This is a genomic window from Glaesserella australis, from assembly GCF_003260095.1.
Classification (GTDB): Bacteria; Pseudomonadota; Gammaproteobacteria; order Enterobacterales; family Pasteurellaceae; genus Glaesserella; species Glaesserella australis.
Window position 1 is genome coordinate 94,578 of record NZ_PTPX01000002.1, and the last position, 21,471, is coordinate 116,048.

17 protein-coding genes are annotated in these 21,471 nt (G+C 41.1%); 14 read left to right on the forward strand and 3 right to left on the reverse strand.

Annotated features, from left to right (window positions below):
- The first annotated feature begins 12 nt into the window (after nucleotides 1-12).
- On the forward strand, nucleotides 13-1,755 hold the full coding sequence (gene cydD / locus C5N92_RS01270; RefSeq protein ID WP_111749204.1) for a heme ABC transporter permease/ATP-binding protein CydD: 1,743 nt from the start codon (nucleotides 13-15) through the stop codon (nucleotides 1,753-1,755).
- A 4-nt stretch (nucleotides 1,756-1,759) separates the two neighbouring features.
- Nucleotides 1,760-3,427, forward strand: a complete 1,668-nt coding sequence (gene cydC / locus C5N92_RS01275; protein ID WP_111749205.1) for a heme ABC transporter ATP-binding protein/permease CydC — start codon at nucleotides 1,760-1,762, stop codon at nucleotides 3,425-3,427.
- A gap of 34 nt (nucleotides 3,428-3,461) precedes the next feature.
- Here the strand turns inward: cydC and leuB are convergent, their stop codons facing one another.
- Nucleotides 3,462-4,538, reverse strand: a complete 1,077-nt coding sequence (gene leuB, locus C5N92_RS01280; RefSeq protein ID WP_111749073.1) for a 3-isopropylmalate dehydrogenase — start codon at nucleotides 4,536-4,538, stop codon at nucleotides 3,462-3,464.
- Between the two features lie 287 nt (nucleotides 4,539-4,825).
- Here leuB and C5N92_RS01285 point away from each other — a divergent pair, with 287 nt between their 5' ends.
- Nucleotides 4,826-5,056 (forward strand): YceK/YidQ family lipoprotein, encoded by a 231-nt coding sequence (locus C5N92_RS01285; RefSeq protein ID WP_111749074.1) that lies wholly within the window; start codon nucleotides 4,826-4,828, stop codon nucleotides 5,054-5,056.
- 37 nt (nucleotides 5,057-5,093) lie between these two features.
- On the opposite strand, the gene ubiG is transcribed toward C5N92_RS01285, so the two are convergent.
- Complete coding sequence (gene ubiG / locus C5N92_RS01290; protein ID WP_111749075.1) at nucleotides 5,094-5,807, reverse strand: bifunctional 2-polyprenyl-6-hydroxyphenol methylase/3-demethylubiquinol 3-O-methyltransferase UbiG; 714 nt, start codon at nucleotides 5,805-5,807, stop codon at nucleotides 5,094-5,096.
- Between the two features lie 244 nt (nucleotides 5,808-6,051).
- Here ubiG and gdhA point away from each other — a divergent pair, with 244 nt between their 5' ends.
- Complete coding sequence (gene gdhA / locus C5N92_RS01295) at nucleotides 6,052-7,392, forward strand: NADP-specific glutamate dehydrogenase (protein ID WP_111749076.1); 1,341 nt, start codon at nucleotides 6,052-6,054, stop codon at nucleotides 7,390-7,392.
- Between the two features lie 95 nt (nucleotides 7,393-7,487).
- Here the strand turns inward: gdhA and C5N92_RS01300 are convergent, their stop codons facing one another.
- Nucleotides 7,488-7,997, reverse strand: a complete 510-nt coding sequence (locus tag C5N92_RS01300; protein ID WP_111749077.1) for a peptidylprolyl isomerase — start codon at nucleotides 7,995-7,997, stop codon at nucleotides 7,488-7,490.
- Nucleotides 7,998-8,202: 205 nt separating this feature from the next.
- On the opposite strand from C5N92_RS01300, the gene cysS reads away from it, so the two are divergent.
- The 10 genes from cysS to C5N92_RS11195 form a co-directional block, all read left to right on the forward strand.
- Entirely contained in the window at nucleotides 8,203-9,582 is a 1,380-nt protein-coding gene (gene cysS / locus C5N92_RS01305) for a cysteine--tRNA ligase (protein WP_111749078.1), read from the forward strand.
- A gap of 265 nt (nucleotides 9,583-9,847) precedes the next feature.
- The gene (locus C5N92_RS01310) at nucleotides 9,848-11,098 is read left to right on the forward strand and encodes a serine/threonine transporter (protein WP_369828939.1); all 1,251 of its coding nucleotides are present in this window, start codon (nucleotides 9,848-9,850) and stop codon (nucleotides 11,096-11,098) included.
- A 77-nt stretch (nucleotides 11,099-11,175) separates the two neighbouring features.
- Entirely contained in the window at nucleotides 11,176-12,555 is a 1,380-nt protein-coding gene (locus C5N92_RS01315; RefSeq protein WP_111749080.1) for an L-serine ammonia-lyase, read from the forward strand.
- Between the two features lie 131 nt (nucleotides 12,556-12,686).
- Nucleotides 12,687-12,896 (forward strand): hypothetical protein, encoded by a 210-nt coding sequence (locus tag C5N92_RS01320; RefSeq protein WP_111749081.1) that lies wholly within the window; start codon nucleotides 12,687-12,689, stop codon nucleotides 12,894-12,896.
- Nucleotides 12,874-13,218, forward strand: a complete 345-nt coding sequence (locus C5N92_RS01325; RefSeq protein ID WP_111749082.1) for a hypothetical protein — start codon at nucleotides 12,874-12,876, stop codon at nucleotides 13,216-13,218. The genes C5N92_RS01320 and C5N92_RS01325 overlap by 23 nt, the downstream gene beginning before the upstream one ends.
- 13 nt (nucleotides 13,219-13,231) lie before the next feature.
- Nucleotides 13,232-14,392 carry a radical SAM family heme chaperone HemW gene (hemW, locus tag C5N92_RS01330; protein ID WP_111749083.1) on the forward strand — a complete coding sequence of 387 codons (1,161 nt, stop codon included), beginning with the start codon at nucleotides 13,232-13,234 and terminating at the stop codon, nucleotides 14,390-14,392.
- 251 nt (nucleotides 14,393-14,643) lie between these two features.
- Complete coding sequence (gene bcp, locus C5N92_RS01335) at nucleotides 14,644-15,108, forward strand: thioredoxin-dependent thiol peroxidase (protein WP_111749084.1); 465 nt, start codon at nucleotides 14,644-14,646, stop codon at nucleotides 15,106-15,108.
- A 4-nt stretch (nucleotides 15,109-15,112) separates the two neighbouring features.
- Nucleotides 15,113-15,661, forward strand: coding sequence for a D-glycero-beta-D-manno-heptose 1,7-bisphosphate 7-phosphatase (gene gmhB, locus C5N92_RS01340; RefSeq protein WP_111749085.1), 549 nt, complete (start codon nucleotides 15,113-15,115; stop codon nucleotides 15,659-15,661).
- A 477-nt stretch (nucleotides 15,662-16,138) separates the two neighbouring features.
- The gene (locus tag C5N92_RS01345; protein ID WP_111749086.1) at nucleotides 16,139-18,730 is read left to right on the forward strand and encodes an ESPR-type extended signal peptide-containing protein; all 2,592 of its coding nucleotides are present in this window, start codon (nucleotides 16,139-16,141) and stop codon (nucleotides 18,728-18,730) included.
- A 185-nt stretch (nucleotides 18,731-18,915) separates the two neighbouring features.
- Nucleotides 18,916-21,471, forward strand: a 2,556-nt coding sequence (locus C5N92_RS11195; protein WP_425454605.1) for a beta strand repeat-containing protein, incomplete at its 3' end; no start/stop codon positions are given.

Sequence of the window (21,471 nt, forward strand, 5' to 3'; positions counted from 1 at the left end):
AATGGATTAAACGTGGAAAAACAGAGACAAAAACAATTACAGAAATGGTTGCGTCAACAACAAAAAACCATCAAAAAATGGATGTATCTTAATGTCTTACTTGGCTCGGTCAGTGCTATTTTATTGGTTGCACAAATGGGCTTATTAGCCACCATACTGCACAGTATGATTGTAGAAAAGCGTTCACCTAGCGAGTTTATCGCACACTTGGGGTTATTGTTGCTCTGCTTTATTGGCAGAGCGATTTTGCTTTGGCTAAGAGAGCGGACAGGGTTTAAAGCGGGGCAAATGCTACGTTTACATCTGCGTGAGCAGGTTATGCATAAATTGGCACAAATTGGCCCGATGACGATTCAACAACGCCCAGCAGGAAGTTGGGCGACGTTAATGTTGGAACAAGTTGAAAATCTCCACAATTTCTATGCACGTTATTTGCCACAGCAATATTTGTCCTTAATCGTACCGCTTGTCATTTTATGTGCGGTATTTCCGCTGAATTGGGCGGCAGGGTTAATTTTGTTTGCCACATTGCCGCTATTGCCAATTTTTATGGCGCTTGCTGGGATGAAAGCAGCTGAAGCGAATCAAAAAAATATCGGCGTACTTTCACGTTTAAGTGGGCAGTTTCTTGATAGTTTAAAAGGCTTAGAAACGATCCGTTTATTTGGGCAAGCACAAAAACAGACAGAGCAAATTTACCAACGAACTGAAGAGTTTCGCCACAGTACCATGGACGTGTTGAAAATGGCGTTCCTTTCATCTGCGGTACTGGAGTTTTTCACGGCAATTTCCATTGCGGTGATGGCGGTCTATTTTGGCTTTACCTATTTAGGTGATATTAGCTTTGGATCTTATGATCTGCCTGTTACACTCTTTATCGGCTTCTTTTGCTTAATGCTAGCCCCAGAGTTCTACCAACCTTTAAGAGAGCTAGGGGTTTATTATCATGATAAAGCGGCAGCCATTGGCGCGGCGGATAGCCTTGAAAATTTCTTAAGCGAAGATGTGCTTGCTCAAGCAAAAGGCACACAATCTTTACCGCAGCAGGCGCTTGAAATTAGCGCTAAAGATTGTGTGATCTTATCGCCACAGGGTAAACCTTTAACAGAAGCATTAAATTTTGAAATTAAACCGAATCAACATATCGCATTAGTCGGGCAAAGTGGCGCAGGCAAAAGTTCTTTAATGAATATGTTGTTGGGCTTTTTATCTTATCAAGGTAGCGTAACGGTGAATGGCGTTGAGTTACGAGAGCTAGATATGGCGCAGTGGCGAGCTAAGTTAGCTTGGGTGGGGCAAAATCCACAGCTGATGCGTGGGACCTTGCGTGAAAATATTTTATTAGGCAACCCACAAGCCTCTGACAGTGCATTAAAAGAAGCTTTAGCTGTCTCAAAAGCCGATGAATTTGTCTATCGACTTGGGTTAGACAGTGAAGTTCAAGATGGCAATATGGGGCTTTCGGGCGGTCAAGCGCAACGTATTGCTATTGCTCGTGCCTTATTGCGTCAATATCAGTTGTTATTACTTGATGAGCCGACGGCAAGTCTCGATTTACAATCCGAAAATCAAGTATTAAACGCATTACATCATTTAAGCCACGAACAAACGACATTAATGATTACCCATCGTGTCGAAGATCTAAAAGCCTGCGATGAAATTTGGGTGATGAAACAAGGACAGATTATTCAACGTGGTACTTTTACTGAACTCGCATTACAAGGCTTTTTTGCAGAATTATTAGGAAATCAATAACATGATGCGTACGCTTTTTCCTTTTCTCTCTTTATATCGTCATCATTTAGGGCGATTAACGCTCGGCATTATTTTAGCGATTACCAGCCTTGCCGCCAGCATTGGTTTATTAAGTCTATCAGGTTGGTTTTTAGCCGCTTCAGCCTTGGTTGGCTCAAGCTTGCTCTTTAACTTCTTTTACCCATCTTCAGGGGTGCGTGGTTTAGCGATCGGTCGGACGATCTCTCGTTATTTTGAACGCTTAGTAACGCATGATGCGACTTTCCGAGTTCTCGCGAATTTAAGAGTCGCTGTATTTAGCAAACTGATTCCCCTTAGCCCTGCGGGATTAAGTCGTTATCGTCATAGTGAACTGCTCAATCGCTTAGTGGCAGATGTGGATACCCTTGATACGCTTTATCTCAACTTACTTTCACCTTTTATCAGTGCGGTGATGATCATTCTCTTTATGGGAATCGGTCTGTCGTTTATTTCTCCATTACTTGCGTTGATTATTTGTGGTACTTTAGTGGCATTATTGCTTATTTTCCCTACACTATTCTATCATTTAGGACGAAAATTGGGTAAAACAGCGGTGTTGTCCCGAGCTAATTATCGCAGTCAATTTATCGAATGGATTCAGCTCAATGCAGAGTTTCTACTCTTTGGCGTACAGGAAAAAGCAACGAGTCGATTAAAGCAGACAGAACAACAATGGCTAAATGCACAAAGCCAAGAAAGTCAATTAGGCGGCTTATCCAATGCACTATTAATTATTGCAAATGGTCTGTTAGTTTGTGTGGTTATCTATCTCTCGGCGACGGCAATTCATGTACCTAGCGCAGAGAATCCTGAAGCATTAATCGCCTTGGTGGTATTTTGTGTTTTGGCGTCTTTAGAAATTTTATCGCCTATTGGTATGGCATTTTTGCATTTAGGGCAAGTGATTGCATCGGCAGAGCGAATCAGTGACATCATTGAACAGCAACCTACAGTCCAATTTCAAGGTTCAGCCACATGGAAAAATATTGCGCCAAACCAACCGCTTGTTCGCTTTCAAAATGTGCATTTCAGCTATCCACAACGTGATGAACAAGTGCTAAAAGGCATCTCTTTTGAGATTCAAGCGGGGCAACGAGTCGCTTTACTGGGTAAAACGGGCAGTGGAAAATCGACGATTTTTCAGCTTTTGACACGTAATTACGACGCAACAAGCGGTGAGATTTGGCTAAATTCTTGCAAAATCAGTGATTACCCTGAAATGACTTTACGTAATCATATTGCGACCTTAACGCAACGTGTGCATATTTTCAGCAATAGTTTGCGTGAAAACTTGTTATTCGGCAATCCGCAAGCAACCGATGAAGCATTAATGACAGTGTTACATCAAGTGAATTTAGGTTATTTGTTGGAAGAAAACGGGCTAGATCTTTGGTTAGGCGATGGTGGGCGACCTTTATCTGGCGGGGAACAGCGCCGTTTGGGATTGGCTCGCTTGCTACTGAGCGATGCGGAAATTATCTTACTTGATGAACCGACAGAAGCGCTTGACCGCGAGACAGAACAGCAGATGCTAAATCTTATTTTGGAGCATACTGAAGGCAAAACCTTATTGATGATTACCCATAGATTAAATGGATTGACGAAGTTTGATCAGGTGTATCGGATTGATAATGGCAATATGGTGATGTAAAACAAGCGGTCAAAGTGACCGCTTGTTTGTTAAATTAGATATTTTTGGTAATCAAATCACCCATTTCAGACGTTGAAAGTGGTGTTGATTTATCAGCAAGGTCGGCTGTGCGATAGCCATCAGCTAACACTTTTTGAACAGCATTTTCAATAGATTTTGCTGCATCTTCTAAACCGAAGCTATAACGTAACATCATTGCGGCCGACAGAATTTGAGCGATCGGGTTGGCAATATTTTTCCCTGCAATATCTGGTGCAGATCCACCCGCTGGTTCATACAAGCCAAAGCCTTTTTCGTTAAGACTTGCCGACGGTAACATACCCATTGAGCCTGTGATCATCGCACATTCGTCAGAAATAATATCGCCAAAGATATTTGAGCAAAGCAACACATCAAAGAAATCAGGCTGTTTAATCAACTGCATTGTTGCGTTGTCGATGTAGATATGATCCAGTTTCACTTCAGGATACTGTTTTGCGACTTCGTTTACCGTTTCACGCCATAAAATTGAACTCATCAATACGTTAGCTTTATCGACTGAAGTTACGTGCTTGGTGCGTTTCATTGCGGTTTCAAAGGCGACTTTGGCGATACGTTCGATTTCATAACGGTGATACACTTCTGTATCAAAGGCTTTTTCATTTGCGCCTTCACCTTCACGACCTTTTGGCTGACCGAAATAGATACCGCCCGTTAATTCACGGACTGTCACCATATCAAAACCTTTTGCTGCAATATCTGCTCGTAATGGACAGAACTGCTCTAAGCCTTTATAAAGGGTGGCAGGACGAAGGTTACAGAAAAGGGCAAAGTGTTTACGTAACGGTAACAATGCACCACGCTCTGGCTGGCCGTTTGGTGGCAAATGCTCCCATTTTGGACCACCGACAGAGCCAAATAAAATCGCATCGGCGGCTTCACAACCTTTTAAGGTACTTTCAGGTAACGCTTTGCCGTGATTGTCAATGGCAATACCGCCAATATCGTAGTAGTTGTAATTAAGTTTAAAACCATGTTTTTGCTGAACAGCATCAAGCACTTTGATCGCTTGCGCCATAATTTCAGGACCAATCCCGTCACCGCTTAATACGGCAATATTATAAGTTTGCATATCGTTTCCTCAATTTTTGAAATAGTTAAGGCGGTAATATAATGCATTTTGCAAAGAAATGGATCGGTTTTTGTCAATTATTCGGTATGATATACGTTAATTACGTATTATTGACATCTGGCGTGTAAAAAACAATCAAAGCTCAGATGTTTAATCTCCTAACACGGCATAGTCGTACTAGGTTACTTATAAGTTAGCTCTTCCAGAGCTATATTAGAAGAGTAGCAGAGCTACTCACTTATGCTTAACCTAGTATGCGACAGCGTGCTAGGCATTTGGGAAGAAAAATGAAAAAACAGATAGGAAGATCCCTTTTTATTGCATTTTTTACACTCAATCTGACCGCTTGTGGCACAATCACAAGCCTTGCAGAGAGCGATTATTCTGTTTATGCTGGTGTCAGTAAGGATTTCCGAGCGATTCAAGAGGGTGGTGTATTCAGTGTACTGGCAGTGATTGATTTGCCATTAAGTTTTGTATTGGATACTTTAATGTTGCCAGTGACACTAAGTCGATAAAATTTGCAGGGACACACAGCGTGTGTCCGCAAACCATTTATTTTGAATGTTGTAATGCCGCAATATAGTTACAACTGACATCTTTATTTAACCAAAACTTTTCTGTGATGGGATTAAAGTGATAGCCAACCATTTCATGACAGCTTAAATGAGCTTGATCACACCACGCTAACAACTCCGCAGGTTTGATAAATTTCTCAAATTCATGTGTGCCTTTTGGCAACATTTTTAACACATATTCCGCCCCGATAATGACCAACATATAAGCCTTTAAGGTGCGGTTAATGGTTGAGAAAAAGAGAATGCCATCAGGTTTGAGCAAGGCTTGGCAACTTTGAATAATAGAAAGCGGGTCTGGAACGTGTTCTAACATTTCCATACAGGTAATGACGTCAAATTTTTCTGCGTTACAAGCGGTCTGATTTTGCAAAAAATTTTCAATTGTGGTCTGTTGGTAATTAATGTCTAAACCGCTTTGTTCGGCGTGTTGTTTGGCTATGTGCAAGGGTTCTGTTGTCATATCAATCCCCGTGACTTTTGCACCACAACGAGCCATTGACTCACTTAAAATGCCACCGCCACAGCCAACGTCTAACACCTTTTTACCAAATAAACCGCCCGCTTTTTCATTGATATAAGCTAATCTTAATGGGTTTAGTAGATGAATCGGTTTGAAATCCCCATTTGGATCCCACCAGGTTTTTGCCATTTTTTCAAATTTTGCAATTTCTTGTTGATCAACGTTACTCATAGCTTGCCTTTATGATGAATCATTTCGATAACCTATTTTAGCCCAAAATTGTGCTTTATAGCGAAAGAATGCCTGTATTTCTCTTGATAAATCGAGAAAAAGAACAACATTTCATCTGTGGATTAGTTTTTTTTATTGTTGTAATAAAATTTTTTATATTTTCTCTTTGCAAATTGAAATTTGCCTGTTAGACTCCGAACCATTCAAACACAACATCTACTTTTAATTTATAACGGAGCTAACTATGAGCGATTTAAACGCCCTTTTCCAAAAAATCAAACAACGTGATCCTAACCAAGCGCCATTCCACCAAGCTGTTGAAGAAGTGTTTGGCAGCCTTGCGCCTTTCCTTGCTAAAAATCCAAAATATACCCAACAAGGTCTGTTAGAGCGTATTGTAGAGCCTGAACGTGTGATTACTTTCCGTGTGACTTGGGTTGATGATAAAGGTCAAGTACAAGTAAACCGTGGTTATCGTGTGCAAATGAACTCGGCGATTGGTCCTTACAAAGGCGGCATCCGTTTTCACCCAACGGTTGATTTAGGCGTATTAAAATTCTTAGCCTTTGAACAAGTGTTCAAAAATGCGTTAACCACATTACCAATGGGCGGCGGTAAAGGCGGTTCAGACTTCGATCCAAAAGGTAAATCTGACGCTGAAGTGATGCGTTTTTGCCAAGCCTTTATGAGCGAATTATTCCGCCATATCGGTGCAGATACTGACGTGCCAGCAGGCGACATCGGCGTAGGCGGTCGTGAAATCGGCTATATGTTTGGTCAATACAAAAAATTACGCAACGAATTTACTTCTGTCTTAACGGGTAAAAGTTTAACTTGGGGCGGTAGCTTAATTCGTCCAGAAGCAACAGGTTACGGCACGGTTTACTTTGCAGAATCAATGTTAAATACCCGTGGTCAATCTATCGAAGGTAAAGGCGTGGTAATTTCAGGATCAGGTAACGTAGCACAATATGCTGCCGAAAAAGTGATCCAAAAAGGCGGTCGTGTATTAACGGTTTCAGACTCAAACGGCTATGTATTGTTCCCTGCAAGCGGTATGACTGAAGAGCAATTGGCTGCCTTATTAGAATTAAAAAATGAACGTCGTGAACGTTTATCTGTATATGCCAAAGAACAAGGTTTAGAATATTTTGAAGGTCAAAAACCTTGGGGTGTGGTGTGCCACGTTGCATTACCTTGTGCAACCCAAAACGAATTAGACACTGAAGATGCGAAAACCTTACTTAAAAACGGTTGTGTATGTGTGGCAGAAGGCGCAAATATGCCATCTACATTAGGTGCAGTGGAAGTATTTACAGATGCAAAAATTCTTTATGCTCCAGGCAAAGCATCAAACGCAGGTGGTGTAGCAACTTCAGGCTTAGAGATGAGCCAAAACTCAATCCGCTTATCTTGGAGCCGTGAAGAAGTAGATCAACGCTTATTCGGCATTATGGAAAATATCCACCAAAACTGTGTAGAAAATGGTTCAGAAGGCAATGGCTATGTGAACTATGTAAACGGTGCGAACATTGCAGGCTTCAAAAAAGTGGCAACAGCAATGTTGGAGCAAGGTGTAATCTAATTAAGAGCCGCCAGATAAAAAATCCCCGAATCGTTAAGCTTCGGGGATTTTGCTTTTACAAGCGGTAGGATTGTCGTTAAATTTTACAATCTTACTTATTCAACTGTCACAGATGTAATTACCACATCTTCTTTCGGCACATCTTGGTGGAAGCCTTTGTTGCCCGTTTTAACTACTTTGATTTTATCTACTACGTCCATACCTTCAACTACTTCGCCAAATACTGCATAGCCCCATTCTTGAACGACGGTTTTACCAAACATCTCTTTTGAACGGTAATCTAAGAATGTATTGTCAGCGACATTGATAAAGAATTGTGCAGAAGCAGAGTGTGGATCAGAAGTACGAGCCATAGCAATGGTGCCACGTTTATTGCTTAAACCATTGCTTGCTTCATTTTGAATAGGCGCACGGGTATTTTTTTCAATCATACCCACTTCCATGCCACCACCTTGAATCATAAAGCCATCAATCACACGGTGGAAAATCGTGTTGTTATAGAAACCATCTTTGCAATAGGTCTCAAAATTTTCAGCGGTAATAGGTGCTTTTTCAAAGTTTAGAGCGATTTTAATATCGCCAAAGTTGGTGTGTAATGTAACCATTTGTTGTTCCTTATTGGGATTGTGGGAAATTTGGTGAGCTATTATTAAAAAGTTTGACAGAAATTGCAAAATTTTTCCCAAAACCGACCGCTTGTTTGTTAGAATTTTGTCTGCCTAGCACGGCATAGCCGTACTAGGTTAAGCATAAGTCAGCTCCTTTGGAGCTGTGTAAAATAAGACAAAATACCTAAAACAAGAGGACCCTATGCTCAAAATTTATAACACCCTAAAACGTGAAAAAGAAGAATTTAAACCTATCAATCCAGACCATGTTGGAATGTATGTCTGTGGTGTCACGGTTTACGATCTCTGTCACTTTGGGCACGGGCGGACTTTTGTTTCTTTTGATGTGATCGCCCGTTATCTTCGCTATCTTGGCTACAATTTGCGTTATGTGCGGAACATCACCGATGTGGACGATAAAATTATCAAACGTTCACTGGAAAATAACGAAACTTGCGATCAGTTGGTCGAGCGTATGATTGCCGAAATGCACAAAGATTTTGATGCCCTAAACATTCTTCGCCCTGATGTTGAACCACGTGCGACCCAACATATCCCTGAAATCATTGCGATTGTGGAAAAATTGTTGGCAAAAGGACACGCTTATGTGGCGGAGGACGGCGATGTGATGTTTAACGTGGAGTCGTTCCAAAAATATGGGGCTTTATCTCGCCAAAACCTTGAGCAGTTGCAAGCAGGGGCAAGGGTTGAGATTAAATCGGTTAAACGCAACCCGATGGACTTTGTGCTATGGAAGATGTCAAAAGAGAACGAACCAATCTGGGAAAGCCCGTGGGGTAAAGGTCGCCCAGGTTGGCATATCGAATGTTCAGCGATGAACAGCAAAGAGTTAGGCAACCATTTTGATATTCACGGCGGTGGCTCTGACTTGATGTTCCCCCACCACGAAAACGAAATCGCTCAATCTTGTTGCGCCCACGGCGATGACTATGTCAATTATTGGCTACACACGGGAATGCTCACGATTAACGAAGAGAAGATGTCAAAATCATTAAATAACTTCTTCACCATTCGTGATATTTTGAACAAATACGATTGCGAAAGCGTGCGTTACTTCTTCCTAACCGCACAATATCGCAGTTTGTTGGATTACAGCGAAGAGAATATCGGCTTGGCTCGCAAGGCGTTAGAGCGTTTATATACCGCATTGCGTGGTTGCGATTGGACGGTTGAAATTGCAGAAAACGACCAATATGTCACCGCTTTCAAAGAGGCAATGGATGATGATTTCAACACACCAGGAGCGTTAGCGGTGTTGTTTGAGTTAGCTCGTGAAATCAACAAACTCAAAGCTGAAAATCAGTCGGAAGCCAATAAATTGGCAGCTCGTTTAAAACAGCTGGCTGGTGTATTAGGCTTGTTAGAGCAAGATCCTGAAACTTTCTTACAAGGCGATGCCGACAATGATGAAGTGGCAGAAATTGAAGCATTGATTAAACAACGCAACGAAGCTAGAGCCAGTAAAAATTGGGCAGCCGCCGATGAAGCACGCAATAAGCTTACCGCAATGGGTATTGTGTTAGAAGACGGAGCGAATGGCACGACGTGGCGTAGGGCTTAGTTATAAAGCGGGCAGATTTGCAACGAAATAATATCGTAAATCTGCCAGTTTTATTTTACTGACTATCTTCTTTTCCGAACATTAAACCTTGTTTTTAGTCAACATTTGCTCATATTACCTATTTTTATTTTTCATTTCTTTACATAGATCACAATTTTGACATTTCTTTATTGTATTTCTCAACAAAAGAGCTAAGATCGCGCGCGATTTGATGGCTTAGAGTTTATGTTTGCATTGTTTGGTCTTCAAATCTTCAAATATCATAATGAATAATTCAGGAGAATCTATGGATCTTAAATCTTCAAAACGTTTTTCACTCACTTGGGTACTCAATTTATTTGGTACTGCAGTAGGTGCAGGCGTACTTTTCTTACCAATTAATGCAGGTATGGGTGGCTTTTTACCACTCGTGGTGATGACCATTTTAGTCGGTCCAATGACTTATTTAGCACACCGAGGGCTTGCCCGTTTTGTGCTATCATCAAAAACACCAGGCAGCGATATCACTAATGTGGTGCGTGAACATTTTGGTGACGGCGCTGGCAAATTAATTACCTTACTTTACTTTTTAGCGATTTTTCCTATTTTATTAATTTATGGTGTGGGTATTACCAATACAGTAACGTCGTTCTTAGAAAATCAATTACAAATAGCAGCACCACCAAGAGTGATCCTTTCATTCATTCTTATTGCGATTATGATTGGCGTTATGTTATTGAATGAAGAGATGATGCTAAAAATCACGACTTATTTAGTTTATCCACTCGTGGCGATTTTATTCGGTTTATCTATCTATTTAATTCCAGAGTGGAATGGTGCAGCGCTTAGCCAAGTACCACAAGCGAGCGATTTCTTAGCCACATTATGGTTGACTATTCCTGTGTTAGTCTTTGCGTTTAACCATTCGCCAGCGATTTCGTCTTTTGCACTTTCACAACAAAAATTCTACCAAGATCCTGAAATAACAGATAAACAGTCAAGTAGCGTATTACGCTCTACGGCGATGATTTTAGTCTTATTTGTAATGTTCTTTGTCTTTAGCTGCGTATTGACTTTAACACCTGAAGAATTACTCCAAGCTAAAGCACAAAATATCTCTATTTTGTCTTACCTTGCGAACAAATTTGATAACCCAATTATCTCTTACTTTGGTCCATTAGTTGCATTCTTCGCGATTGCAAGTTCATTCTTTGGTCACTACCTTGGCGCACGTGAAGGCTTAGAGGGCTTAATTAACCAAATGCGTAAAGAACCTATTGAACCTGCGAAATTCAGAAAAATCACCGCTGTGGTATTTTTAATCACCTTATGGATTGTAGCGACATTAAATCCAAGTATCTTAGGCTTTATTGAAAGTCTTGGTGGACCAGTCATTGCGATGATTTTGTTTATCATGCCAATGTATGCGATTCATACTGTACCAGCATTACAAAAATTCAAAGGCAAGTTTAGTAATATTTTTGTGGTAGTGATGGGGCTAATTGCCATTTCAGCAATAGTGTACGGATTATTCTAAAAACGTTACAATAGCCGAACTTTTTCTTCCCCCTACCACTGTGGTTAGGGGGAATTTGTTTAATAAGTGTGGATATAATGATTAGTGTATTTGATATGTTTAAAGTGGGAATCGGTCCGTCGAGCTCCCACACTGTAGGCCCGATGAAAGCGGGTAAAGAATTTATTGACCATTTAATTGCTTGCAAAAAATTGGCAGAAACTGACCGCTTACAAGTCGATGTCTATGGCTCGTTAGCTTTAACAGGGCGTGGACATAGCACAGATATTGCCATTGTCATGGGATTAATGGGTTACTTGCCAGATAATGTGGATATTGAACGCATTGAATCAGTGGTTGCGGATGTAAAACAACATCAACAACTTGTTGTAGCAGAAGCACAGCCAGAGCATAGCAAAACCATCATTTTTGATTTTTTTGCAGATATGCCATTCCATTACGATTTCTTGCCACGTCATGAAAATGGGGTGACATTTAATGCTTTCTCGCAAGGTCAATTAATCTTGAGCAAAACCTACTATTCTATTGGTGGTGGTTTTATCGTTGATGATGAAAATTTTGACAATGTAAAAAACAGCCAAGTGGAAGTACCTTTCCCTTATAAGAATGCAGAAGACATTTTACGTCATTGCAAAGCGCAAGGATTACCGATTTCTAGCCTTGTTTGGAAAAATGAATTGGCACTGCGCTCAAAACAAGAGATTAGCGACTACCTTGCTAAAATTTGGCAAACCATGGATGAGTGTATTGAACACGGGCTACATACCGAAGGGTTATTGCCTGGTCCGTTAAAAGTCGTACGCCGAGCGCCTTCACTACGTCGAACGCTTGAAGCGACTAATAAACTGAACAATGACCCAATGCAAATTATTGATTGGATCAACATGTATGCTTTAGCGGTAAACGAAGAAAATGCCGCAGGAGGTAGAGTGGTTACTGCGCCGACAAACGGCGCTTGTGGAATCGTCCCTGCCGTATTAGCCTATTACCGTCAATTTGTCGGCGAATTAACCCAAGAAACCACGGAACGTTATTTATTAGCGGCAAGTGTGATTGGTTCACTTTACAAAATGAATGCCTCTATTTCAGGTGCGGAAGTGGGCTGCCAAGGTGAAGTGGGTGTCGCTTGTTCTATGGCGGCGGCAGGGCTTGCGGAAATCATGGGTGGCACGCCAGATCAAGTCTGTATGGCAGCTGAAATTGCCATGGAGCATAACTTAGGCCTCACCTGTGACCCTGTTGGCGGACAAGTGCAAGTGCCTTGTATTGAACGCAACGCCATCGCATCGGTTAAAGCAATCAACGCCAGCCGCATGGCATTACGTCGAACCACCCAACCACGCGTCACCCTAGACAAAGTGATCGAAACCATGTACGAAACAGGCAAAGACATGAATGCGAAATACCGTGAAACATCAACAGGCGGATTAGCAATCAAGATTGTGCCTTGTGATTAAGTAGAGCAGCGGAGCTGCTCACTTATGCTTAACCTAGTACGCGCAAGCGTGCTAGGGATAGAAATTAGTAGATAGACAATATGAATAAAACAGTGGATAATAAATTGATTATCCACTGTTTGGGAGTATATATGCCAAGAGTTATTGTTGATACTGATTTTATTATCCATAAAGAAGATGAACAATGGAGTGATGATGAAATCCAAATGATTGAGCAGTTTCAACCGAACGCTTATCAAGGAAATATCTCTAATGAGACTTTTCATCAGATGGCAGAACGTTTAGCACAAGGTGATCAACGTGCTTGGGAACTCTTAGATGATCAACATTCAATTCAATAATTCGCTATTGCACTTTATTTTTATTGGATTATTGTCATCTCATTCTCAATCCAATATACAAAGTAGTTTGCTTGGTTTTCCTTTAGCTGGCGTTGTCTATGCTAAAAATAAGTTATTTCGTAAACGTGGTGTCTATAACAGACAGATTATCGTTTACTATAAATTAGATAGCTACGTAAACCCTAAAATAGCGACTATTATTGGCTTCCGTTTTGGGAAAATGAATGCCATTATTAGCCGAAATACTCACCAAAATCGTCAACTAATTTCTGAGATTTTTAAAACATATCCAGATAAAAGTATCCGAGATAAAATTTACTAACCCAAAAACCACCGTGAACCTAACTCTTCCCCCACTTAGCCTTTACATCCATATTCCATGGTGTGTACAAAAATGCCCTTATTGCGATTTCAACTCTCACGCCCAAAAAGGCGAGATTCCTGAACATGACTATATCCAACATCTCTTAAAAGATTTAGAACAGGATCTACAACGCTACAAAACAGCCATTATAGATCGCAAAATCCACTCCATTTTTATTGGAGGCGGCACACCGAGCCTATTTTCAGCAGAAGGCATTGGCTATTTACTGGCTGAAATTCGCAAACGAATTGATTTCATACCACATTGTGAAATTACCCTTGAAGCCAACCCCGGCACTGCGGAAGCAGAACGCTTTATTGGCTATGCACAAGGCGGAGTGAACCGCATATCAATGGGCATACAAAGTTTTGAGCCTGAAAAACTGCTCAAACTTGGGCGTATTCACGACAACCTAGAAGCAATTCAAGCGGTCAGATTTGCCCAAAATTCTGCAGATTTCGGGCTAAATAGTTTCAATATCGATCTCATGCATGGGCTGCCGAATCAATCGGTTTCACAAGCCTTAGACGATTTACGCCAAGGAATTGCGTTAAATCCGCCACATTTATCGTGGTATCAGCTCACCATTGAGCCAAATACCATGTTCTACTATCGCCAGCCGACCTTGCCCGATGATGACGAACTCTGGGACATCTTTGAGCAAGGGCATCAGCTTTTAACCCAAGCAGGCTACGAACAGTACGAAACATCAGCCTATGCGAAAAAAGGTTATCAATGTCAGCATAACTTAAACTACTGGCGATTTGGCGACTATTTAGCCATTGGCTGTGGCGCACACGGCAAAATCAGCTACCCAACGGGCGACATTTATCGCTTTAGCAAAACCAAACACCCGAAAGGCTATATGCGTGGCGAATATCTTTATCAACAAGAGTTGATTGAGCTTGTGGACAGACCTTTTGAATTTTTTATGAACCGCTTCCGCCTGCTCGAAGCCACACCGAAAGCCGAATTTGAAGCCTATACGGGTTTAGACAGAAAGGTGGTTCAGCCAACGATGGAATGGGCATTAAGCAAAAATTTCATCACCGAAACACAAACAAATTGGCAAATTACCCAACACGGCAAATTATTCCTAAATGAGCTGTTAGAAGGATTTTTAACCGAGTAGGGCGGGCATTACAAAACAAAACTCCCCCAGCGCCAGCGGCGCTGACTTATGTGTAACCCCGTACGGCTTGCCGTGCGGGGCGCATGCGGAAGCACACAAAAATCCCCCAGCGCCAGCGGCGCTGACTTATGAGTAACCCCGTACGGCTTGCCGTGCGGGGCATATCTCGCTGTACGGGGCATATCTCGCCGTGCGGGGCATAATGAAATATGGTAATATACAAGCGGTCTATTTTTATAGGAATTTTGCAAATGAATTATTTAAAAGTCGGGGAGCAAGCCCCGCAATTTACCCTTTTAGATCAGAATGAAAATCCCGTCTCATTATCTCAATTTCAAGGAAAAAAAGTACTGGTCTATTTTTACCCCAAAGCCTTAACCCCAGGTTGTACTACACAGGCTTGTGGCTTAAGAGATAGCAAAAGTGAGCTAGATGAACTCAATGTTGTTGTATTAGGTATCAGCCCTGATCAACCAAAAAAATTAGCGCAGTTTATCGAGAAAAAAGCCCTTAACTTCACCTTACTTTCCGATCCCGATCACCAAATTGCCATTGCCTTTGGCGTATGGGGAGAGAAAAAATTCTTAGGCAAAACCTACGACGGCATTCATCGCATCAGTTTTTTAATTAATGAAAGAGGTGTGATTGAAGCCGTTTTTGACAAATTCAAAACATCTCAACATCATCAACTGATTGTCGATTATCTAAAAGGGTAAAGATATGGCAAACAAAGCGATTTTTTTAGACCGAGACGGCACAATCAATATCGACCACGGCTATGTGCATCAAATTGACGATTTCCAATTTATCGACGGCGTGGGCAAAGCGTTAAAACAACTACAGGATAAAGGCTATTTACTTGTATTAGTCACCAATCAGTCAGGCATTGCCCGAGGTTATTTTACCGAAGCACAGTTTCATCAGCTTACCGAATGGATGGATTGGTCATTAGATGAAGATTATGGCGTCGTATTAGACGGCATTTATTACTGCCCGCACCACCCCGAAGGCAAAGGTGAGTTTAAAGAAGAATGCGATTGTCGCAAGCCAAAAGCAGGTATGTTTTTGCAGGCGATCAAAGATTTAAACATCGATCCTGCTCAATCGATTATGGTTGGTGATAAATTAGAAGATCTGCTTGCGGCAGAAAATGCTGGAGTCAAAACCAAAATTTTAGTGCGAACTGGCAAAGCCGTTACGCCTGAAGCCGAAGCCAAAGCCGATAAAGTGATAGATAGTTTGGCGGATTTGCCTAAACATCTTATTTAGATATTAGACAGCGTAGGGGATGGGATAACCCTCTCCCCTACAAGTTTTATTGAGTTTTGTGCAACTGCTACATAAATAGCAAAATATCGTGTAATTTTTAGCATTGACAATTTTGTTTAAATGGCTATACTGCGGAGCCTTTTTTGTTATAGATCAAATTTTCATTGCTAAAGTAATAATTCAGTTTAATGTAATAATTTGTAAATTTTATCTTTATTAAACATATCACATTCCCCTTTCATCATATTTTTTGCTTAATAATCATACATTTTGTATAAAAATGTAATCTCTTGTATTTCTCTTTGCTATTTTTAAGGTTCTCTTATATAGTTTTATGGGGCTATTCTATTTGTATTGCAGATAGATTGAGTTTCTAGACAAGCAATATAAGGATTTGCCTTGTCTTTCTAAATTTTTCTAGTCCCTAGAAAAAATGATTAATACAAATTTCTTTCTTATCGAAAATAGGAAACATGAATGAATAAAATCTTTAAAGTAATTTGGAGCCATACGACACAAAGCTTTGTGGTGGTATCAGAATTAACGAAATCACATGGTAAATCATCATCAAGCACAGATAATCGTATTGAACCAAGTAAAGCACTTTTAGCATTAAGTGTTGCGGGTGCGGCATTGCTTGGTGGCGGGGCACAGGCTGTCACGCTTGGTACATCAGTAAGTGATGGCGGATATGTAACAACCACATGCGGTAGTGTGGCGATTGGTCATAACGCAATTACTCGTGATCACTCAAGTGTGGCGATTGGTACTAACGTAGCGGCAGCATTGGATTCGAGTGTTGCTATCGGTTTAAACTCTAGAACCTTTCAAGAGAATGGTGTAGCTGTTGGTGCAGATACAAAGGCACATAGCCAATCATCAACAGCAATTGGTATGCTTGCCGAAGCTTATGGTAATAATACTGTTGCTCTTGGTTTCTATGCTTATGCTAATACAACGGAAAACGGTTTAAATCCAAAAGAAGTCGCAAGTGATGGCGTGTTAACGACCGATGGAGTTGAACTTTGGTATGACGCTCAAGGTGTTCAACGTAGGTCAAATGTACCAGCATTAGCATTAGGTTCTGAAGCTACGGCAACTAACCGTAATGCGATTGCAATTGGTTCGGTATCTAGTGCATCAGGTAACCGTGCGATGGCAGTGGGTGCGGGTGCGAATGCAAGTGGTTCCCGTGCTATTGCAAACGGCTGGCGTTCAAATGCAGGTGGCGAGAGATCGCTTGCAATTGGTCCAGAGTCAACATCTTCAGCAAAAGATGCGATTGCTATTGGTAATAAGACCACTGTATCAGGTGATTACTCTGTTGCTTTAGGTGCGAATGCGAATGTGGCAAACAAAAATACATTTGTATTTGGTAGTAACTTAACCACAACACAAGATAACAGTGTGGTATTAGGTCAAGGTTCAACAGACCGTGCTGCAACAACTGAAACTTCAACAACATTATTAGGCGTAACTTATGGCACATTTGCAGGGCCGGGTTCTGTTGCAAATGGTATTGTTTCTGTTGGTGCAAAAGGTGCTGAGCGTCAAATTATTAATGTTGCAGCAGGTAATATTTCTGCAACTTCTACAGATGCAATTAACGGTTCACAGCTTTATTTAGTTGCAGTTGAAGCTGCGAAGAAAGCTGTTGTAACTTCAAATGACAAAACTGTAAATGTTACAGTGACTACTAATGCAGCAACAGGCATTACAACTTATGATTTAAGCGTGCCTGCAAGTACAGCAACAGGCGGTACTACAGATACTTCAACGTATTTCCATGTGAATAATGGAAGTGCTAGTCAAGCAGCCGGTGATGCTACAACAAACTTAGGTAACATTACTGATAAAGCAGGTGCAACAGCAACTTATTCTACAACGGCTGGGGTAAATGCAACTTCATCATCACAAAATGGTATTGCAGTAGGCCATAATGCAACTAGTTCTAACTCTATAGCAAATACAGGCGGTGCTATTGCTATTGGTTATAACACAAAAGCAATGGATGGTTCTATTGCTTTAGGTCTTAATACTTCTGTTATCGGCAATGCTTTAACTGGTGCAGAAGGAGCTATTGCGATTGGTCATAATGCAATAGCTAACGTATCGGCGGGGTCTGCAAATGGTGCAATCGCTATTGGTAATCAAGCATATGCAGAAGGTTCTCGTCAGGGATACCATACATCCCATAACGGTGATAATGTTCCAGTTGGTGTTGCGACAGCCGTGGGGGACCATGCTTATGCAACAATTAGTTCAGTTGCATTTGGTAATTTAGCAGAGGCAACAGCACTATATACTGCCGCTATCGGTATGCAAGCAAATGCAACGGAACGCTTTAGTTCAGCAGTGGGTTATGATGCTCAAGCAACCGGAAATCAATCTACAGCAGTGGGAGCCAATGCTACATCTTCAGATATTAACTCGGTAGCTTTTGGTTATAGTGCAAATGCATCGCGTTCTGGCGCGAGCGCAATGGGGGTAAGTTCAGTATCATCTGGTAATCGTGCAACAGCTGTTGGTTTCCAATCTGAAGCAACAGGGGACTTTGGTGTCGCTTTAGGTGCTCAGTCTGATGCTGCATATTTAGCTACGGCAACAGGTACAGGAGCACAAGCAACAGCAGAAGGCGCAACAGCTAATGGTTATCGTGCTCAAGCAACGGGAGTGAACTCTCTTGCAGCAGCTCGTGGAGCTCAAGCAACTGCAACTAATGCGACAGCATTGGGACGTTTAGCCGTAGCATCTCATGAGAATTCTGTTGCTTTAGGTAGTGGTTCAACAACTGCTGCAGCTAACCCAACAACTCAAGGTAAAGTTGGCGGTATAACCTATGGTACATTTGCTGGTACAACTCCGACTTCAGTTGTTTCTGTTGGATCAGCAGGCGCTGAGCGTCAAATTATTAATGTTGCAGCGGGGCGTATTAGTGAAACATCAACCGATGCAATTAACGGTTCACAACTTTATTTAGTTGCGGCTGAAATTGCGAAAGGCTATAACGTAACCTCTAATGGTGGCAAAACGTTACTTTATTACCAGGTGCGCAAACAAACTTCTTAGCAGGTGGTTTAGCAACAGTTTCTCATAAAGCAAATGGCACAACAGGCGGCGTAGATGTAACTTACAATGTTACTCAAGGTACTTTCAATACAACAACTGACGGTACTGTTGTTGCAAATACAACTAACCCTGGTGCGGTAACAGCAGAAGATGTTGCAAAAGCTGTAAATTCAGGTTACTGGAAAGTGGGTAATAACACTTCTGTTGTGAATAATGTAAGCTTTGGTAATGAAGTACATTTCACAAATGGTACAAATACGACTGTTGAAGTGAAAAAAGAAAGTGATACTAAAACAGTAATTACCGTTGATGTTGATTTATCTAAGATCAGCACACCTGATGTTTCTAACACAACATTAAGCATTGAGCCTAATGGCACTGTGGCTACACCAACAGATGGCGATAAATTAGTTAACGCAACAACGGTAGCAAATGCAATCAACAATGCGGCGTTTAACGTAACTATCGCAAGCGATACAACAGAGTTCACAGACCAAGATGGTAAAGCTAATGCACAAGTGAAAGCAGGTAGCGAGCTTGTATTAAAATCAGGTAAAAACTTGATTGCAAAACAAGATGGCTCGAATATCACTTTCGCAACTAAAGAAGAAGTTGATTTTAATAAAGTTACATTATCAAATGGTACAACAGGTGGTGTAAACTTAGTTAATGAAGCTGCTAAACCTGCAACAAATAATAACAATGCGCCAACAAGTGCATTAAATATTACAAGTACAGATGGCAAACCAACACAAATTACGGGTGTTGGCTCAACATTAAATACAACCACAATTGGTACAGCACCAAATGGTTCAGTAGATGGTACAAAACCAAGTACAGTAACTTTAGTTGATTTAGCGAATGCAACAAACCCAAATTCAGCAGCAACAGTTGGTGATTTACAAAATATGGGTTGGGTTGTTTCTGCAGCAGGTAACAACTATACAGACGCAGTGAAAAATGCGAATGAAGTTAAATTCATTGGCAATAATGTTGCTGTAACGGGCGTAACCAAAGATGGTGTACGTGAAATTACAATCGAAGTTAATGCAACAACAGTAAATAACTTAGTTAATACAACAACATTATCAACCACAGATGGTAAAGTTGATACGCCAGCTACAACTGACGGCAATAAGCTAGTTAATGCTACAACAGTGTCAAATGCAATCAATAACTCAGGTTGGACAACAACCCCAACTAAAGTGATTGGTACAGATGGTAAAGAAGTTGCAAATCCAACAGCTGAAGTGATTAACCCAGGCGATACTGTAAATTATGTGAGCGGTAACGGTACTACAGCAAATGTTACTGTAGTGAAAGGTGCAGATGGTAAAGATACCTTCAACGTAAGCTATGATGTGAACACCACCACATTAGGTGATGACACAACACCAAATGGCGTACACGCAAATGGTACAGTAGCAGCACCAGTAGATGGCGACAGCTTCTTAAATGCAACTACAGTGGTAAATGCAATCAACAATGCAGCATTTAATGTAACGATTGGTAGCAACGCGACTACGTTCACAGACCAAGTTGGTAAAGCTAATGCACAAGTGAAAGCAGGTAGTGAGCTTGTATTCATTTCAGGTAAAAACTTGATTGCGAAACAAGAAGGTACCAACATTACGTTTGCAACAGCAGAAAACGTAAGCTTCACAAGCGTAACTTCAAACAATGTGACGTTAAACAACGGTGGAAACAATGCTGTAAACTTAGTGAACGAGAAAGGTATCGCAGCGAACAATACAGCAAGCGGTAACCCGATTGATAACCAATCAGCGTTAAATATCACAGATACAGCAGGTAACCCAACGCAAATTACGGGTGTTGGCTCAACATTAAATACAACCACAATTGGTACAGCACCAAATGGTTCAGCTGATGGCACAACCACAAATACAACAACGTTAGTTGATTTAGTGAATGCAACAAAACCAGACTCAGCGGCAACCGTTCGTGATTTACAAAATATGGGTTGGATCGTTTCTGCAGCAGGTAACAACTATTCAGATGCTGTGAGAAATGCAAATGAAGTTAAATTCATTGGCGAAGGCGTTAATGTAACCGGTACAACTAACAATGGCGTACGTGAAATTACGATTGCAGTAAATAAAGGTTCTGTAGATTCAAATACAACTACAGGTGTTGCAAATGGTACAACTAACTTTGTAACAGGTGATCAAGTTGCAGATGCAATCAATAACTCAGGTTGGACAACGAAACCAACAACAGTAATTGATGCAGATGGCAACAAAGTTGAAAACCCAACTGCACAAGTTATTAACCCAGGTGATGCTGTGAATTACGTAAATGGTAATGGTACAACAGCAAATGTAACGGTAGTACAAGGTAAAGATGGTCAGCCAGATACCTTCAACGTAAGTTACAATGTGAATACCACAACATTAGGCGATAGCACAACACCAAATGGCGTACACGCAAATGGTACAGTAGCAGCGCCAGTAAATGGTGACAGCTTCTTAAATGCAACTACAGTGGTAAATGCAATTAACAATGCAGCGTTTAACGTAACGATTGGTAGCGACACAAACACGTTCGCAGATCAAGAAGGTAAAGAAGACGCACAAGTGAAAGCAGGTAGTGAGCTTGTATTAAAATCAGGTAAAAACTTGATTGCGAAACAAGAAGGCACCAACATTACGTTTGCAACAGCAGAAAACGTAAGCTTCACAAGTGTAACTTCAAACAATGTGACGTTAAACAACGGTGGAAAC

Bases quoted from the DNA above. Each gene is read 5' to 3' on its own strand.
- cydC (WP_111749205.1), top strand. From the start codon at position 1,760: ATGCGTACGCTTTTTCCTTTTCTCTCTTTATATCGTCATCATTTAGGG.
- leuB (WP_111749073.1), bottom strand. From the start codon at position 4,538: ATGCAAACTTATAATATTGCCGTATTAAGCGGTGACGGGATTGGTCCT.
- C5N92_RS01285 (WP_111749074.1), top strand. From the start codon at position 4,826: ATGAAAAAACAGATAGGAAGATCCCTTTTTATTGCATTTTTTACACTC.
- ubiG (WP_111749075.1), bottom strand. From the start codon at position 5,807: ATGAGTAACGTTGATCAACAAGAAATTGCAAAATTTGAAAAAATGGCA.
- gdhA (WP_111749076.1), top strand. From the start codon at position 6,052: ATGAGCGATTTAAACGCCCTTTTCCAAAAAATCAAACAACGTGATCCT.
- C5N92_RS01300 (WP_111749077.1), bottom strand. From the start codon at position 7,997: ATGGTTACATTACACACCAACTTTGGCGATATTAAAATCGCTCTAAAC.
- cysS (WP_111749078.1), top strand. From the start codon at position 8,203: ATGCTCAAAATTTATAACACCCTAAAACGTGAAAAAGAAGAATTTAAA.
- C5N92_RS01310 (WP_369828939.1), top strand. From the start codon at position 9,848: ATGAATAATTCAGGAGAATCTATGGATCTTAAATCTTCAAAACGTTTT.
- C5N92_RS01315 (WP_111749080.1), top strand. From the start codon at position 11,176: ATGATTAGTGTATTTGATATGTTTAAAGTGGGAATCGGTCCGTCGAGC.
- C5N92_RS01320 (WP_111749081.1), top strand. From the start codon at position 12,687: ATGCCAAGAGTTATTGTTGATACTGATTTTATTATCCATAAAGAAGAT.
- C5N92_RS01325 (WP_111749082.1), top strand. From the start codon at position 12,874: ATGATCAACATTCAATTCAATAATTCGCTATTGCACTTTATTTTTATT.
- bcp (WP_111749084.1), top strand. From the start codon at position 14,644: ATGAATTATTTAAAAGTCGGGGAGCAAGCCCCGCAATTTACCCTTTTA.
- gmhB (WP_111749085.1), top strand. From the start codon at position 15,113: ATGGCAAACAAAGCGATTTTTTTAGACCGAGACGGCACAATCAATATC.
- C5N92_RS01345 (WP_111749086.1), top strand. From the start codon at position 16,139: ATGAATAAAATCTTTAAAGTAATTTGGAGCCATACGACACAAAGCTTT.